Below are 16,510 nucleotides of genomic sequence, written 5' to 3' on the forward strand. Positions count from 1 at the left end.
CCAATCGGTTAAAGTCGGTTCAAGAAACGGCTGAACCCGCCCTTCCCTTCTTTTGTCTGCTTAAATACCCCGCAGTCTTCCAGGCCACGTAAAAATTTAGCCGCAACCGCCTGACGAACAAATTCTTCAGCGTCGACCCGGCTGTCATACGTTAATCGGAGTTCCTTTGCCCAGTCACGGTGTTCACTTTTAACCTGTTCTGACCCGCCGGCTACGAACACCGCGACTTCAGCTAAATCCTCTTTTAAACGTGCCGGCAGCACAGCAAGCCCCATCACTTCAATGAGTCCGATGTTTTCACGCTTAATATGGTGAATGTCGGCATGCGGGTGAAACAAGCCCATCGGATGCTCTTCCGTCGTTCGGTTATTGCGCAGCACGAGGTCAAGCTCGAAGAAGGCGCCGCGTTTTCGCGCGATTGGTGTAATCGTATTGTGAGGAGTGTCCCCCGTACATGACCGAATGCCGCACGCTTCATCATCATATGCTTTCCATGTGGAGAGTACGTATTCAGCTGCCGCTGCCAGCTCTCTGCGGTCTCCGCTTTTCAGCCGGATCACAGACATCGGCCAATATAGTGTGGCTCCTTGTATGGACGGAAACTGTTTCATTGAAAAAACGTATTCCTCTTTTGCTTTTGCCATGGCGAATTCATAACGTCCGCCCTGGTAATGGTCGTGTGTTAAAATCGAGCCGCCGACAATCGGCAGGTCGGCGTTAGACCCGGCAAAATAGTGCGGAAATTGATGGACAAAATCGAGCAGGCGGTCAAACCCTGCCCGGTCAATCTTCATATCACGATGCTCACCTGAAAGCAAAATACAGTGCTCATTGTAGTACACATATGGAGAGTATTGAAGAAACCATTCCTCGCTGCCAAGCGTTACCGGTACAATCCGGTGATTGGCGCGGGCTGGATGGTTTGCATGCCCTTCGTATCCCTCGTTTTCTACACATAAAAGACACTTTGGATAGTGCGTTTCCGGCTCCGGACGCAGTTTCGCCCGGGCAATTTCAGCCGGATCTTTTTCCGGCTTCGATAGATTAATCGTAATATCCAGTTCCCCGTAGTCTGTTGCCGCTTTATACGAAACATTTTTGGCAATCCGTTTTGTCTGGATGTAATTGGACGCCTCGCTCAAGCTGTAGAAAAAGTCTGTTGCCTGCTGCGGGTCATCCGAATAGCGTTCCCAAAAAGAATGGGCGATTTGCGATGGCTTGGATACAAAAATATTCATAAGATCCGCTGCAAATATCTCTTTATCTTCTAGGAACGGCGGCACGATCCCCTTCGCTTCAGCTTCTTCTGTCAGCCGTTCTACAAGTTCTGGAATGGTCAGTGCCGATACGTTTTCCTCCGGCTTAATAAAATCGTTTTGCTTGAGCAGAGCGAGCAGCCGGTTTCTTGCATACACCTGATCGCGCTTTTCAATCAGCCCGGCCTGCCAGGCTTTTCGGATAAGCTCCTCCACATAAGCAAAAATCATAAACGAGCTGCTCCTTTGTAGCCATGTGGATGATGCTCATGCCAATTCCACGCGTCGCGGATAATGGTTGAAATATCTGTCCGGGACGGCGACCAGCCGAGTATCGTCCGCGCTTTTTCAGAAGAAGCGATTAAAACAGCCGGATCTCCCGCACGCTTTTCGCCGATGGCCACAGGGATAGGATGCCCGGTTACCGCACGTGCTGCTTCCACAATTTCTTTCACAGAAAACCCTTGATTGGAGCCTAGATTAAAAATGTTGCTCTCGCCGCCCTCTTTCAAGTAATCAAGCGCTAAAACATGCGCGTCCACTAAATCTTCCACATGGATATAATCGCGAATGCACGTGCCGTCTTCTGTTGGGTAATCCTCTCCAAAAATCGTGATATGTTCCCGCTGCCCATTGGCTACCTGCAGGACGACGGGAATCAAGTGTGTTTCCGGATTATGGTCTTCCCCAATCACACCCGATTCGCTCGCGCCGGCCACGTTAAAATACCGCAGTGAAACAAACTTGATGCCGTGTGCTGCATCACACCACTTCATCATCCGTTCCATCGCCAGCTTTGTTTCCCCGTATGCGCTTGTTGGATCATTCGGCGCTTTTTCCGTAATGGGCATTTCTTTTTGTTCTCCATATGTAGCAGCAGAAGAAGAAAAAACAATATGCTTCACTCCGTGCTTTGTCATCGTTTCAAGCAGCACCTGGGTGCCAAATACATTATTATCATAATACTTGAGCGGATTTTCCATTGACTCCCCTACAAGTGAATTCGCAGCAAAATGAACGACCTGCTCAACCTGTTCTTTCTCGAATACATCATTTAAAAATTGACGATCCCGAATGTCTCCAATGTGAAAAGAAACACCGTCCGGCACAGAAGCCGCATGACCTGTTTCAAGACTATCAATTACCACAACATCCCGCTTTTGCGCCAAGAGAGCCCGCACCGCATGAGATCCTACATACCCTGCTCCACCTATTACAGCTATACTCATCCTATTTCCTCCTTCACTAGTTCACGCGCACCGCCGCCGATATGAGCCATGTAGAATTCGGCACGAATGCCGCATTCCTCCTCATACCGCTTTCCAACTTCACTGACAAATGATTCGATGTTTTCATTGTTCACAATCGCAATGGCACAGCCGCCAAATCCAGCGCCTGTCATGCGCGCACCGATTACGCCGGGCTGCTTCCACGCTGTGTGCACGAGCGTATCAAGCTCTTTTCCTGTTACCTCATAATCTTGTTCGAGCGAATCATGCGATTGGTTCATAAGCTGGCCCACCGCTTCCACGTTTCCTTCTTTGAGTTTGTTCAGCGCCTCAATCGTCCGCGCATTTTCATAAACCGCATGACAGGCACGTTTTTCTAAAACAGCATCACCAATGGCTTCTTTGTTCTGCTCAAATTGGTCCGGTGTCAGCTCGCCAAGTGACTTTATATCCATTCGTTTTTGAAGCCGGCTTAACGCTTCCTCACATTCACTGCGCCGCTCATTGTATTTAGACGAAGCAAGCTCACGGCGCTTGTTCGTATTCATTATAACAATGCTTGCATTCGGAAGCTCGATTGGCGCGTACTCATAATGAAGCGTTTCACAATCAAGCCAGATCGCTGCCCCTGTTTTCCCCATTCCAATCGCAAATTGATCCATAATCCCGCTGTTGACGCCAATGTAATGATTTTCAACCCTCTGGCCGATTTTGACCATTTCGATCCGATCTATATTCAAGTTAAACAGTCCTTCTAACATCACGCCCGTTGCCATTTCAATGGAGGCTGAAGAAGAAAGGCCGGCTCCATTCGGAATATTGCCGTAAAAAAGAACATCATATCCAGCGTCGATTGCACAGCCTGCTTCCTGCATCAGCTTTGTCATACCTTTCGGGTAATTGGTCCATTCGTCCTCTTCCTTGTAGTCAAGCGCATCAATCGATCCTTCCACAATTCCCCGTTCACTAAAATTAGCAGAATAAAAGCGAAGTCTGCGGTCTTCTCTTTTGGCTGCAAGCGCATACGTCCCGAATGTAATCGCAAGGGGAAATACGTGCCCGCCATTATAATCCGTGTGTTCTCCAATCAAGTTAATACGCCCGGGTGCGAAAAAAACTCGTTCAGCTGATTTGTTAAAAATGTCTGCAAATCGTTGTCCCATTTCCTCTATCCTCATGAAAGCGCCTCCTTTTTATTTTATTTTAACTGTTTTTTAGTAAAAATCAAACTATTTTTACTAAAAAAGAAAAGAGAGCTTAGCTTCTGCTAAACTCCCAGTGTGTAGACAAAGTCTTTCGCTTTAAAAAAATAGCCGATAAGTGAAGCCGGCCGGACTCCGCGCCCCTTAGGGCCGTACGGGAGCTTCCTCGGCTGCGCCTGCGGGGTCTCCCGACTCACTGTACTTCCCGCAGGAGTCTTCGTCCGGCGGGCTTCACTGAGTGGCGTGGAAGATCCATAAGCAAGGACCGGATAGACATTTTCTCTTTTTTAAACAGAAAGATACGACCTGACCTTATCAGCTCTATACAATCTTGTCTCAAGCCACTTGGCGGCAGGAGGGCGGCGCAGACTCCTATGGGACGAGCGGGCAGCTGAGACCGATGAAGCCGCCAGGCGAAGACGGGTTCAGCGCCTGCCCCATGGAAAGCGGAGCTGCCTGGAAGCAGCCGGTCCATCCCCTCCATGTGCCCGGTCATCCATATCATTTGTCTACAGAGAGTTTACAAGGTAAATTTTTGAACGGTCTCCTGAAGCTCAGAAGCCATTCTGCTCAGCATGTCAGAAGAAGCAGCGATTTCTTCCATCGAAGCGGTTTGTTCTTCTGCCGACGCTGCTACGTTATGACTGTTATCTGCTGATTGAATCGAAACAGAAGCGATTGCATCTACAAGCTGTACGATTGATTCAGAGCCGGCACTTACATCTTTGATCACTGCAGATACTTCGTTTGACTGCACAGCCGCTGTTTCGACTATTTGGACAATTTCTCCAAATGTGCGGCCTGTTTGGTCTATGAGCCCAATGCCCTGGTCTGCTGCTTCTTTTCCTTCTTTCATTGATTCCACCACTTTACCTGTTTCGTTTTGAATCTCGTCTATAATGGAACGGATGCCGGCTGTTGCTTCACCCGACTGAACAGCAAGCTTGCGTACTTCATCTGCCACCACTGCAAAACCTCTCCCATGTTCGCCGGCACGTGCTGCTTCAATCGCTGCGTTCAATGCCAGCAGGTTTGTTTGGTCGGAAATTTGTGTAATTATCGCAGAAATGGCGCCCACTTCATTTGATTTTTGGCTTAATACTTTCACTGTCTCAAAGGTTTGTGATACCTTTTCTTGAATTTGTTTTATATGTTCAATCGTATAGGTAACCACACTTTGTCCGTTTGAAGCCGTCTCATTTGCTTTTGCTGTTAAATCGGCCACGGCCAAAATCGATGTGGAGGCACGTTTCATTCCGGCAGACATATTTTTTACAACCTGTGCGGCCTCGGTTGTACTTTCCACCTGCCGCTCGGCACCAATCGCGATTTCCTGAATGGATTCACTAATTTGCTCCGACGCTTTACTTGTCTGGTCGGTGCTGGCACTCAGCTGCTCACTCGTTGCCGCCAACTGTTCAGAATTATCCCCTACTTTTTGCAGTACCTGCCGCAAGTTTGCTGTCATCACATTAAATGAAGCAGCCAGCTCACCAATTTCGTCCCTGTTTTTCACTTGAACAGGCTTCAGACTGAGATTGCCCCCTGCAATGTCACGCGCAGCATCCGATATACGTGTAATCGGATAAACGATCAGACGGGAAACCGCTGCTCCGATCACGCTTAACAAAAGCAAAGTGAGAAAAGAAGCAGTCAGAATAATTACCAGTATCCGTTTGACCAGCTGCTCGTTGTCTGCAATCGCTGACTTTACTTTCTTGTCTGTTGATTCCGCCAGATACTTAGACTCCGCGGTCATACTCGATGCCATATCACTTGAAATGTCAGCGAACGACGAGACGAGTTTAACCGGTAAGTCGCCATCCTGGTATGGAAGAGCAATATGGGCCGCATCGAGGAACATCTTATTCATGATTTCAATTTTTCGAAGAGAATCTTTTTCTTCCTGATTTAATGAAAAGGAACGTGTTTGATCAATAATGTCTTGAACCGATTTATTTGCAGCTTCCATTTCCGTAATGAGTTCTTTGTCCCCTGACAGCAAATAAGCCCGAAGCGTATTAATTTGTGTCATAGCCTGTACCTGTATTTGATCTGTGTTGCGAAGAACGGTGACCTGCTCATTTAATAGAGCGGAATTCGAGCGTTCAAGTCCTTTGAGCTGAGAATAGAAAATAGCCGCTGTAGCGAAAAAAACGAGTCCAATAGCCATAAAGCTGATCGTAATTTTTTGCTTGATCGATAATCCCTGGCTTTTAATCCGGGGTTCTTTTTTTACGCTTTTCAATTTGCTTCACTCCTTTCTGATTTTTTTGTGTTACTTCCATTTTTCTATATACGTGCCGGCATTTTCTTTTACAACCAGTTCTTCTGCCACATATGTTGTTTCTTTGACCTGCTCACCTTTTGCTAATTTTACAGCTGCTTCAATTCCCTCTTGCCCTTGTCCCTTGGCATCCTGAAAAACGGTTGCTGCAAGCTTGCCCGCTTTTACAAATGCCAGCGCATCCGGTGTGCCATCAATGCCGGCAAACACAATACCGCCAAGCTTGCCCGCTTCTTCTGCCGCTTGAATCGCCCCAATCGCCATTTCATCATTATTGGCTACAACTGCATCGATTTTTTGGCCGGATTGAAGCCAGCTTTGCATAAGGGTTTTTCCCTGTTCCCGGTTCCAACCAGCTGTTCCTTCCAATATGACATGCATGTTTTTGTACCTTTCAATCACCTGCTTATTGCCTTCTGTCCGCTGCTTTTGTGCCGGATGCCCAATTTGGCCGTTCATAATGGCTACGTTGCCTTTTCCTCCAAGACGTTTCGCTACTTCTTCCATCTGCATCTTCCCAAATGCAAGGGCATCTGAACCAACGTAGGCGCTTTTGGTTTCAAGACTTTCACGGTTGACTAAAACAACTGGGATATCTGCTCGTTTGGCTTTTTCTAAAATCAGCTCAGCCGCTACCATATCAACAGGAATCACCATCATGGAATCCACGTCCTGCTCGATCAATGCTTCGGCCTGCTCAATTTGCTTGTTTGAATCGTTTCCGGCATCTGAATAAATCGCTTTCATTTCTTTGTGCTCCGCTTCATATTCCTTTACGCCACTTAGCAGAAAACCAAGCCATGGATCTTTAAAATCTGCGTGAGCTACTCCAACAACCAGCTTTTCCGTTTGATTTTGCTCCGTTTTGACTTCTGGACTGGCAGAGTTCAAGCCGCAGCCTGCAGCAAGAAAGATTAAAAGAAAGAAAAAGAAGAGACCCGGAATCGCCCTCGCTTTTATTCTCATATTATTCACTCCATTTCTAAATAAAGGTAAGCGCTTACTTATGAAATAAGTATATAAGACCTAAGACTTTTTTACAATATGTTGTAAAAAAAACTGCCTTTTTAACAAGGCAGTTTTTCTTATTTTACGGATTCATCGTCATCCAGCTTCCCACATGGTGGACAGCTGTTCCATTGAACCCTGGTGTATTTGTATAGTAAGACTGTACTTTTGTCAGCTCCTGCTGCATAAAAGCATCTCCTTCTTCAAAAAAGGAGATGCTGTCGCCTTCGCCTGTTTCTCCTGTTTCTACGGCGACAACAATTGCTTTTCCGTATTTTCCAGCCAGCGCAATCTCATTTTTTACAACATCAATAATAAATGATGCATCATCGCGGTAAGCCATAATGGTTACACTGTTTGTATTTGCAGTAACCCACTCTGCCAGCATACCGGCTCCATATGTGTTTTTGTAGCGAATTTCATCAAACCAAAACGGCATGTCCACTTCAAGTGGAAGCTTCAAGGATGCAGTGCTCGTTTTCGCACGCTGTAGTAGTGCTTGGTATGATTTAATCGTTCCAGCCTGATTGGATGTCCAGCCGCTGTAAAGATATGGTTCCACATCTAGATGAACGCCCGCAAATTTTTGATCAGCGGTTGACCCGCTTTGATATTGCCCAAGCCAGTTCATCAATTGATTTTGGCTTGTATATCCTTTCGGTGCTACCCAAGACGGCGCCCCATCCAGTGCATAAATGCGCATGCCTTTTGCAGCTGCTTTTTGAATAAAACTGCGGTACACGCCTGCAGGAATGTTACGGTCAATTTGTACGTATACTTTATTCAGCTGTTTGCTTTCTAAAAAAGCAAGTGTTCCTGCTTCATCATTGACAATCATCCACGGATTCCACAGCCACGTCGCCTGATCGCCTGCAGCGGCTGCCTCTGTTTTTGTTTGCTGGATTCCAGCGGCCAAAAGAACAAAAAGGGACAACAAGATGACTATTTTTTTCAACACAAAAAGCCCTCCATTCTGTAAGCCTAGACTCACAGAATGAGAGCCTGGCAACCTGACGACCATATGCTTTTCAGCAGTTAGGCTCACGGCTTTGCGTCCTATCCTTTCGGAGTAGTTTGCCTTTTTCAGATGTATTTTATAAATATATTATAAAACCTTCATGCTCTTTTGACTAGTACTTTTGAAATATCAAAATAACAATAGGACTGCGGCCATAGTTGGTGTTAAAATAACCGCAGATTTTAATACAGGCTGAGGTAAAATATTGGTGAATTTCGCCCCGATATAAGCGCCAAAAGCTGTACCAACAAGCACTTTCAGCAATAATGCGAAATCAATAAAGCCTTCTGAAAGATAGCCGATTCCTCCTCCGATGGCGAGCGGCAAAATCACAAGCATTGTTGTTCCAACCGACTGTCGGATCGTTAAATGAAGCAGGACCATTAAGCCAATTTGAATAAATGGAGCAGACCCAATGCCGAACGTACCAGACAAAGCACCCGAAAGCAGTCCGAGAAAAATACTCTTCATCCAAATAACATGACTTTTCTCATCTAACCGTTTGGACGTGTCTTTTAAAAAGAACAGCTTTATAAAAAGCAAAAAAGCGGACAAAAACAGCATGCCCGCTGTTAGCCAGTGAAGAGATTCTTCCGGGATAACAGCCGCGATTTTAGCACCGCCAAATGAGCCGGCTGCCGCAAAGGCGCCGACAATCAGGCCGACTTTCAAATGAATATTTCCTTCTCGATAATGGCTGTAGGCGCCAGATACACTTGTAAAGGCCATCGCCGCAAGAGAGGTCCCAAGCGCCATATGAATCGGCACACTGAAGAAAAGAGTCAGCACAGCAATAACAAATCCCGCTCCGCCTGCTCCGATAAAGCCAAACAGCATGCCAAGCAAAAGCATTGTAAACATGATCAACAATTTTTTCATCTCCAGCTTTTTTTGTCTTTAATCTCTTTGTTGTTCTCTTTATTTTAACATAGAGGCTTTTTTGGTTGATATTTTCCATTTATAGTTCTTTTCTTCAAATTATGGTATAGTATTAGCATCTGGTGCTGATAAAACTAAGGGAGGAGACAGCATGCAGCGATACCGAAGAAGAAATACCCCCGCTTTTACGTTTTTGGCTTACTTTACTTTTATTGCGGGTGTTGCTTTGTTTTCGATCGGTCTTTTTAATGCGGATATGGAGCTGAATGAAAAAGGCTATTATATTGCCGTTATGATTCTTGTGGCTGTCGGTGCTATTTTGACGCAGAAAGTAACACGCGATAACGCAGAAGACAATGAGATTATTGCGGAAGAAGAAGAACGCAGACGCAGCGGCATAAAGCCCCCTTCTGAATAAAGAAAGTTTAAAAGATGCCTGTATGGTGTCTTTTTTTGTTCCACGTGAAACAATGCACAAAATGCAGATTGTTAGACGAACGTGTTCCAACGCTATATAATCAGCCCAAAGGGAGAAGAAAGGAGAAGGTCGCTTTGACGGTAAAAATCAGCGTATATTCTGATTACGTCTGCCCGCTTTGCTTTTTGGCAAAACATTCACTCTATGAAGCCCTTAAAGAAAAAGATGATATAGATATCCAATGGATCCCTTTCGAACAGTCTGCGCAAGCTGATACCCTTCAAAAGGAAGAACGCATTCTGTATTGGAAAGAAACTGTTTATCCGCTCGCAGAAAAAATGGGTGTTCCTATTACTCTGCCGGATGTAAAGCCGTATCCTAGTTCCCGCCTTGCGTCTGAAGGATATTATTTTGCAAAGGCGCACGGCAAAGCAGGTGAATACACGGACCGGCTGATGGACGCTTTTTTTCAGGAGCAGCAAAACATCGGCCAAGTAGAAGTGCTGTCCCGGCTGGCTGCCGAAATTGGCCTGGATCAGCAGGCATACGAGGAAGCGCTCAAACAGCGCTTGTATGAAGAAACACATAAAAATGAGCTGGACCGTGCCCATAATGAAGCTAATGTGACAAGCGTACCTGCTCTTATCGCCGGTTGTACGAAATTATCTGGTGTTCCCGTAAAAGAAGCACTTGAACAACTCATTAACCAAGAACAAAAACCGAAAAAGAAAAAAGTGACACTGCTTATGAATGGATCATCGTGTGGCATAAACGGGTGTCAATAAAAAAGCCGTCCAGTACGTGGACGGCTTTTTTATTCCTTTGCATGCTGTGCAAAGACGTTTCATTTTTTCAGTGGGATATAGGCAGTCGAATAGAAAAAGTCGTTCCTTCACCAAGGCGGCTTTCAACCGAAATATGCCCGCCATGTTCATGAATCGTTGTATATACCTGTGTCAGGCCAAGCCCCGTTCCATCTGATTTGCTTGAAAAAAAGGGCGTTCCCAGCATAGAAAGCTTTTCCTCTGGTACCCCTACGCCTGTATCTGCCACTTTAATATACACCCATTCGTTGTCGCAGTAATGGCTGATTTTTATTTTTCCCTTTTCATGAATGGCTTCCAAAGCATTTTTGATTAAATTAAAAAACGCTTTTAAATACAGGTTTTTCTTCCCCAGAATCCGGCTTCCCGGATTACGCAGATCCATCTCCACTTCCACATTGTACAACTTGTCTTGAAATAACAGCATTAATGATTGCAGCTCTTTGCAAAAATCAATCGGTGTAAGCGGTTCGTCCTGCAAGTCCGGCTTTGATACCTGCAGTAAGTTTTGCAATGTCATTAACGCTTTATCAAGCTCATTTTCCATTGTCTGTAGATACGGATGAGAATGAGATTCTTTCAACAGCTGTAAAAAGCCTTTTACAGCTGTCAGCGGATTTTTTACTTCATGAACGATGCCGGCCGCAATCTGCCCGACTGAAGCAAGCTTTTCGCGGTTTTTGAGCATTTTTTCCGCTTCTTTGCGAACGGATATATCCCGAAAAACCGACTGCATCACTTTTCGATTTCCATAGGTAACTGGCCGGCAGTAAAGCTCTGTTTCTACTACAGTGCCGTCTGCACGGATGATTTTTTCTTCAATAAGCGGAGACAATACACCTTCCGTCATGGCTTTTTGAATCCGTTTTTTGATCATGTCATGTGATGATGGCTGAAACACGGATAGAATATTACCGCCAATAAGCGCTTCTTTTGGAGCCCGAAAAAAATCGGTCCCGGATTCATTAATATAAAGAATGTTATAATCAACATGAATCACAATTGTTTCAAGCGAATATTCGATAATATTCCGATACATTTCTTCTTGCTCACCAATGGTTTGATTGATTTGATCGGGCATGATACCTGTCAATTGCCCCCACTCCTCTTTCCCATATTCCCCCTGTTTCTTTCTTACAATTCGATATCCGCAGGGCTTTTTCCTTTTCAAGCTCAAAAAAACACTTCTTATTTTTATGCGAGCGCTGCCGCCATTATCACTGGCGAAGAGGAAAATATAAACGGCAGACGCCACCTCAAAACATCTCTTTTCTTGCTTCTGATTCATCAGTCTTCAACCGGGACTTCTGTTTTGTGCATACCTGTTTATGACCAATCAGGCCCACATCCAAAATAAATCAAAAAATAAGCCTATCTCTATGATTATGTAGCTTGCTATACTCTTATCGCCATTTTTAAAGCGCTTTCTTTTATGTCCAAAGAACAAATCGCTTACATACAAGCAGTATATCGCCCTGAAATTCCCGGTCCGGCTCCTGAAGAGCAAGTGTGAACAAGTTATTATGCGCTTCGTACCGCTATGTGTATGAACGGTCCCCCTCTCCTTCTGCTTCCGCGAGTTCGGCCGGCACTTCATTCATGGGCATGATTTGCACCTCTGTTGTTTGGATAATAGCTGCCGGTTCCTCCCGGCTGTTTAACAGAATACTGGAATCTCCTTTTTGAGAAAGACGTTCCTGTTCAATTTCATAGAAAACAAGCTGCCGTTTTGATTCTAATGACAAGCCGAGCCGGAATCGGCGCCAAACAACCACCCTGATACAAATGCCGGTTCGCTTTCCCCTTTCCAAAACGAACCCCCATATGCTTTTGCTGCTTTATTCACTTCCAGCCGCCTCTTCGTAGTTTCGAAGCCGGTGCATAGACGCTATGCCCAGCACAGGGCCAATCCCAAGAACAAAAAATGCCCATTCCCAGCCTGCATGCACTTGTATCCATGATACCAGATTAATGGATATAATTGTTAACAAAAATCCAATACTCATTTGAAATGTCAGCGCTGTGCCCAAATAATCTCCCTCTGCAAACTCAGAAACGGCTGCTGAAAACTGGGCAGAATCTGCAATAATAGAACATCCCCAAATAGAAGCCACTACCATCATAAGCAGCAGTGAATGTTCAAAAGTGAAGCCAATCACAAATGTACAGACAGCACTCACCCCCATGGCCCAAATAGTCAGCCGGGCACGACCCACCTTGTCTGCGAGTAAACCGCCGAGCACACACCCAGCTGCACCAGCCAGGCCAATCGTTACAAATGAAAGAAAAGAAGCGTGCGCCAAGCCGCCTTCTGCCATAAAAAGCGGCAGCCATGTCCACATGGCATACAGCTCCCACATGTGCCCGAAATACCCGTAATTCGCCAGCATAACCGGCTTGTTACGCAGTACTTTACCAATCATATTGACCGAGAAAACAGACGGTGCGCCCTGCTGGGGGGCATCCCGCACAAAACGAATCATAATGACTGCCGACAACACCGATAAAATAGAGCTTAAGAGAATAACCCCTCTCCAATCTACATTCATCGTCAGGGCTGCCAGCAAATGCGGCAGGGCCGAACCAAGAGTGAGTGCACCAATCACAATGCCAATCGCGAGGCCCCTGTGCTTCGGAAACCAGAGCGTTAATACTTTAACCGCTACCGGGTAAACACCTGCAAGTGCTGCTCCGGTCACAAAACGCAGCAAAATACCGATAAAAGGATGGTCTGCAAACAAAAGCAGGCTGTTGGCAAGCGCTCCTGCCAGCGCTGATATCATAAATAATTTTCTTGCTGGAAATCGGTCAGAAATCCCTAAAACAGCACTTATCAAAGCGCCGGCTGCAAACCCAGCCGGCACGGCAGCCGACACCCATGGTTTATCCGCTTCCGTTAATCCCCATCGGTCTGTCAGATCATTGATCACAGCGGAAGCACTGAACCAAAGGCTGAGCGCAAAGAACACAGCGGTAGAGCCCCATGCCAATGCCCCCCATTTTGACTGTTTCATTTCTTGTCCTCCTCTTTCTGTGTCCAGACCATTGTACAAAGAAAAGAAGAAAAAAGGGAACGCAAAAAAGAGTTTTCGAAATATTTTGTTATAAAATCTAACATGTTCGTTGCACACACTCTTTTTTCTCCTTATACTCCGTATTATCAAACAAATAGGGGTTCTTATTATCGCAATCAAGAACAAAGATGCTGCCTAGGGTTCCGGTTGAAAAACGTCTGGTCCAAGAGGGAGCGTACAGTATGTACTGTATACACGGAGGGATAAAAGCCCGGGAGAATTTTACATAAAATTCTCCCGGGCTTTTTTATTTTTCCGCTATATTCGGAAAAGAGGGTGAATGAAGATGACTGAAAAAACAACACTTGCGAAATCACTGAAACTGCACCAAGTTGTATTTATGGGGCTTGCCTGGATGACACCGATGATTTTCTTTACCGTTTACGGCGTTGCATTTGAAGCGGCAGGCGGAATGATGGCCGCTGCTTATATCGTTGCTTTTCTGGCTATTTTCTTCACTGCTTACAGCTACAGCCGCATGGTCAAAGCGTATCCGATTTCAGGTTCTGCTTACACCTATACGAAAAAAGCAATCCACCCCATAGCCGGATTTTTAGTCGGCTGGGCTCTATTAATGGATTATATTTTCTCACCCATCATTGCGGTCTTAACATTTGGCATTTTTATGAATACCGAGTTTCCAGTCATTCCGGTTTTCGTCTGGATTATTGTGATGAATGTGGTGCTTGCGGTCGTTAATATTGTCGGCATCAAGTCCGCTGCACGCGTCAGTGGTATTTCGGTTCTTGTACAAATTGGATTTATCCTGTTGTTCTGCTTATTCATCGTAAAAGATATTGTGACTGGCGACACCGGGTCAAGCTCCCTGTTTTCGCTCGCGCCGTTTTTCGGTGAACATGCTGGACTGGGTGCTGTTTTTTCCGGTGCCGCACTGATCTGCTTCTGCTTTCTCGGATTTGACGCCGTCACCACTATGTCAGAAGAAACGATCGAAGCGGATAAAACGATCCCGAAAGCCATTTTCCTCATTGTTTTTATTGCTGCGGCGATGTACATTGCGATTTCGTATTTAACGCAGGTTGCTTATCCTGACTTTACATTTACCAATCCCGACAATGCCGCTTACAGCCTTGTACAGCTTGTTGGCGGAAACCTCTTAAGCTCGTTATTTATTATGGTATTGATCATCGCTACGTTTACGCAAGGGGTTTCCTCTGTCACTAGTGTCAGTCGGTTTATGTACGCTTTAGGACGTGAATCGATTCTGCCGGAGAAGCTGTTTACCTCTCTTCATCCAAAATATCAAACACCGGTCGCAAACATCTTGTTTGTCGCTGCCGTTTCTTTATCTGCTGTTTTTATTAATTTGGATACAGCCGTTATGTTTGTCAGCTTTGGCGCTTTAACTGCTTTTACATTCGTGAATGTATCGGTTATTGCCCATTACTATATAAAGTTAAAGAAGCGTTCACCGAAAGAAACGTTTTTGTATCTTGTTTTCCCACTGATCGGTGCCGGGTTTATCGGCTGGCTTCTGACGCTGTTAGATAAGCATACGCTGACGTACGGAGTTATCTGGGTCGTTGCCGGCTTCATTTACTGGCAGGCTAGAAAAGCCTGGCTGTCAGCTCAAAGCAAGCAGCGGGCTGTTCAAACAAAACCGATTGTCCAGCAAAAAACGATGTAAGATAATCTGACATAAACGTTGTTTTCAGTTTTTTCAGATTGTTATACTTGTTTCATAAACCAATAAAGGTTTTCACATCGCGTTGAAAACAAAAAGCTGTCTAGGGTTCCGTTTAAAGAGTTCTTCTTTAAAGCCTGGTCCGAGAGAGAGCGTACAGCTGCTGCTGTATACACGGAAGGATAAAAGCCTGGGAGACGACCATCTCCCGGGCTTTTATCCTTTTTTCATGATTCCATATGAGCGCCCTGCGCTTTGTTCACTCAAAAGGGGGATGTTTTACATGACTGATATGTTAACAAAGTATATTCCTGCCGGCGGCAAATGGTCCGGCCGGATCAGCCGCGGCAGATCCATTACATTTACGGCGATGGAAGATGGCGCTAATGTCTCTCTTCTTCTTTATTCCGCCATGGATACAGCAGAGCGCTATAATATGCCGGATACATTAAAAGCTCAGCACACTGCCCACTTAACGACAGGAAACGTGCTGATGAGTGATAACGGGCACGTGCTGGCCAGCCTCACAGATGACTCACTCGGCTGGCATGATACGATTTCCGGTTACATCTCACGCCGTATCGTCAACGAGCGCTACGGACGAACACCCTATCAGAAAAAACGAAACGACTGGTATCGAAGCGGTGAAGAAAACTTTGCCGTTGAACTGTTCCGAAACGGCCTGACAACACGCGATCTCGTCCCTGTTGTGAATTTGTTTTCCAAAGTGTACTGCACGGAAGACGGCCGCATGCACTTTGCTTCCGGCCATGCCAAAAAAGGCGACTCTGTGACACTGCGGACGGAATTAGATGTTCTGCTCGTTTTATCTAATACGCCAAATCCGCTTGACCCAAGCCCCGTCTACCCTTCTGTACCGGTGAAAATCGAAATTACAGATGCAGCTCCGGTGCAGGAAGACGACCTTTGCTTGAATCACCGCCCGGAAAACCGGCGCGCGTTTGAAAATACATGGGATCACACAATGCTTACTCAAGGAGGCGTTCGATAATGGCGGTATTACATCATGTTGTGAGTGATCGAAAAGCAGAGGATGCTTTTTACAATAAAACCATCCCAGCGGGAGATGGCTGGACGTATACGCTAGAGCCGGGACAGGTGCTTCGTATTGTCGACTTGGAGGGAAATCAAGCAGCGGACACATTGTTTTATGATGCTGATAATCCGGCGGATCATTACAGTGCGGTCAACACGATTACGCGCCAGGGCAATGTGTATTTAACAACCGGCTCTGTTCTTTTATCTGAATCAGGCAAAGAACTGGTCAAAATTGTGGCTGATACGTGTGGCAGTCACGATACGATCGGCGGCGCCTGCTCAGCACAAAGCAACACAGTGCGCTACTCACACGATACGCTGCCGATGCATAACTGCCGTGACACGTTTATGCTGCAGCTTTCCAAAAACGACCCACGCTTTACAAAGCGGGATTTAGCTCCTAACGTCAACTTTTTCATGAATGTACCGGTCACCCCAGACGGCGGGTTAACCTTTGCTGACGGTGTTTCGGCTCCCGGCTACTACGTGGAAATGCAGGCAGTGAGCCGGACACTTGTCCTAATCAGCAACTGCCCGCAGTTAAACAATCCTTGCAACGCCTTCAATCCGACACCGATTCAGCTGCTAATCTGGAATCAAAACTAAAGGAG

The 16,510-nt window shown here is 45.9% G+C and carries 14 protein-coding genes, 1 pseudogene and 3 riboswitches; of the genes and pseudogenes, 5 read left to right on the forward strand and 10 right to left on the reverse strand.

Features of this window, described 5'->3' with window-relative positions; all coding sequences use genetic code 11:
- Window positions 1-8: 8 nt before the first annotated feature.
- From galT to RIN81_RS12850, 7 genes are all read right to left on the reverse strand, one after another.
- On the reverse strand, window positions 9-1,487 hold the full coding sequence (gene galT, locus RIN81_RS12820; RefSeq protein WP_309090755.1) for a UDP-glucose--hexose-1-phosphate uridylyltransferase: 1,479 nt from the start codon (window positions 1,485-1,487) through the stop codon (window positions 9-11).
- The gene (galE, locus tag RIN81_RS12825; protein WP_309090757.1) at window positions 1,484-2,485 is read right to left on the reverse strand and encodes a UDP-glucose 4-epimerase GalE; all 1,002 of its coding nucleotides are present in this window, start codon (window positions 2,483-2,485) and stop codon (window positions 1,484-1,486) included. The genes galT and galE overlap by 4 nt, the downstream gene beginning before the upstream one ends.
- Window positions 2,482-3,663: a galactokinase gene (locus tag RIN81_RS12830; RefSeq protein WP_309090759.1), complete on the reverse strand. Its 1,182-nt coding sequence runs from the start codon at window positions 3,661-3,663 to the stop codon at window positions 2,482-2,484. Before RIN81_RS12830 ends, galE begins: the two co-directional genes overlap by 4 nt.
- 544 nt (window positions 3,664-4,207) lie before the next feature.
- Window positions 4,208-5,935: a methyl-accepting chemotaxis protein gene (locus RIN81_RS12835; RefSeq protein WP_309090761.1), complete on the reverse strand. Its 1,728-nt coding sequence runs from the start codon at window positions 5,933-5,935 to the stop codon at window positions 4,208-4,210.
- 30 nt (window positions 5,936-5,965) lie between these two features.
- Window positions 5,966-6,940, reverse strand: coding sequence for a substrate-binding domain-containing protein (locus RIN81_RS12840; RefSeq protein ID WP_309090763.1), 975 nt, complete (start codon window positions 6,938-6,940; stop codon window positions 5,966-5,968).
- A 124-nt stretch (window positions 6,941-7,064) separates the two neighbouring features.
- Window positions 7,065-7,940: an amidase gene (locus RIN81_RS12845; protein ID WP_309090765.1), complete on the reverse strand. Its 876-nt coding sequence runs from the start codon at window positions 7,938-7,940 to the stop codon at window positions 7,065-7,067.
- A gap of 43 nt (window positions 7,941-7,983) precedes the next feature.
- Window positions 7,984-8,071, reverse strand: a riboswitch (cyclic di-GMP riboswitch).
- 58 nt (window positions 8,072-8,129) lie between these two features.
- Window positions 8,130-8,870 (reverse strand): sulfite exporter TauE/SafE family protein, encoded by a 741-nt coding sequence (locus RIN81_RS12850; protein WP_309090767.1) that lies wholly within the window; start codon window positions 8,868-8,870, stop codon window positions 8,130-8,132.
- 160 nt (window positions 8,871-9,030) lie between these two features.
- Here RIN81_RS12850 and RIN81_RS12855 point away from each other — a divergent pair, with 160 nt between their 5' ends.
- Together RIN81_RS12855 and RIN81_RS12860 are read left to right on the forward strand one after the other, a co-directional pair.
- Complete coding sequence (locus tag RIN81_RS12855; RefSeq protein ID WP_242235144.1) at window positions 9,031-9,297, forward strand: YiaA/YiaB family inner membrane protein; 267 nt, start codon at window positions 9,031-9,033, stop codon at window positions 9,295-9,297.
- Between the two features lie 134 nt (window positions 9,298-9,431).
- Window positions 9,432-10,082 (forward strand): DsbA family oxidoreductase, encoded by a 651-nt coding sequence (locus tag RIN81_RS12860; RefSeq protein ID WP_309090769.1) that lies wholly within the window; start codon window positions 9,432-9,434, stop codon window positions 10,080-10,082.
- A gap of 67 nt (window positions 10,083-10,149) precedes the next feature.
- On the opposite strand, the gene RIN81_RS12865 is transcribed toward RIN81_RS12860, so the two are convergent.
- The 3 genes and pseudogenes from RIN81_RS12865 to RIN81_RS12875 form a co-directional block, all read right to left on the reverse strand.
- Window positions 10,150-11,214 (reverse strand): ATP-binding protein, encoded by a 1,065-nt coding sequence (locus RIN81_RS12865; RefSeq protein WP_309090771.1) that lies wholly within the window; start codon window positions 11,212-11,214, stop codon window positions 10,150-10,152.
- A gap of 337 nt (window positions 11,215-11,551) precedes the next feature.
- A pseudogene (locus tag RIN81_RS12870) lies at window positions 11,552-11,967 on the reverse strand (ASCH domain-containing protein).
- Window positions 11,960-13,135: an MFS transporter gene (locus tag RIN81_RS12875; RefSeq protein ID WP_309090773.1), complete on the reverse strand. Its 1,176-nt coding sequence runs from the start codon at window positions 13,133-13,135 to the stop codon at window positions 11,960-11,962. The pseudogene RIN81_RS12870 and the gene RIN81_RS12875 overlap by 8 nt, the downstream one beginning before the upstream one ends.
- Before the next feature lie 184 nt (window positions 13,136-13,319).
- A riboswitch (guanidine-I (ykkC/yxkD leader) is annotated at window positions 13,320-13,415 on the forward strand.
- Window positions 13,416-13,481: 66 nt separating this feature from the next.
- On the opposite strand from RIN81_RS12875, the gene RIN81_RS12880 reads away from it, so the two are divergent.
- The 3 genes from RIN81_RS12880 to RIN81_RS12890 all read left to right on the forward strand — a co-directional run bounded on the left by RIN81_RS12880 (window position 13,482) and on the right by RIN81_RS12890 (window position 16,505).
- Window positions 13,482-14,843: an APC family permease gene (locus RIN81_RS12880; protein ID WP_309090775.1), complete on the forward strand. Its 1,362-nt coding sequence runs from the start codon at window positions 13,482-13,484 to the stop codon at window positions 14,841-14,843.
- Window positions 14,844-14,932: 89 nt separating this feature from the next.
- Window positions 14,933-15,039: riboswitch (guanidine-I (ykkC/yxkD leader) on the forward strand.
- A gap of 84 nt (window positions 15,040-15,123) precedes the next feature.
- The gene (locus tag RIN81_RS12885; RefSeq protein ID WP_309090777.1) at window positions 15,124-15,852 is read left to right on the forward strand and encodes an urea amidolyase associated protein UAAP1; all 729 of its coding nucleotides are present in this window, start codon (window positions 15,124-15,126) and stop codon (window positions 15,850-15,852) included.
- On the forward strand, window positions 15,852-16,505 hold the full coding sequence (locus RIN81_RS12890; protein WP_309090779.1) for an urea amidolyase associated protein UAAP2: 654 nt from the start codon (window positions 15,852-15,854) through the stop codon (window positions 16,503-16,505). The genes RIN81_RS12885 and RIN81_RS12890 overlap by 1 nt, the downstream gene beginning before the upstream one ends.
- The last annotated feature ends 5 nt before the right edge of the window (window positions 16,506-16,510 follow it).

This window comes from Domibacillus sp., from assembly GCF_031181085.1.
In the GTDB taxonomy this organism is placed as follows: Bacteria; Bacillota; Bacilli; order Bacillales; family Domibacillaceae; genus Domibacillus.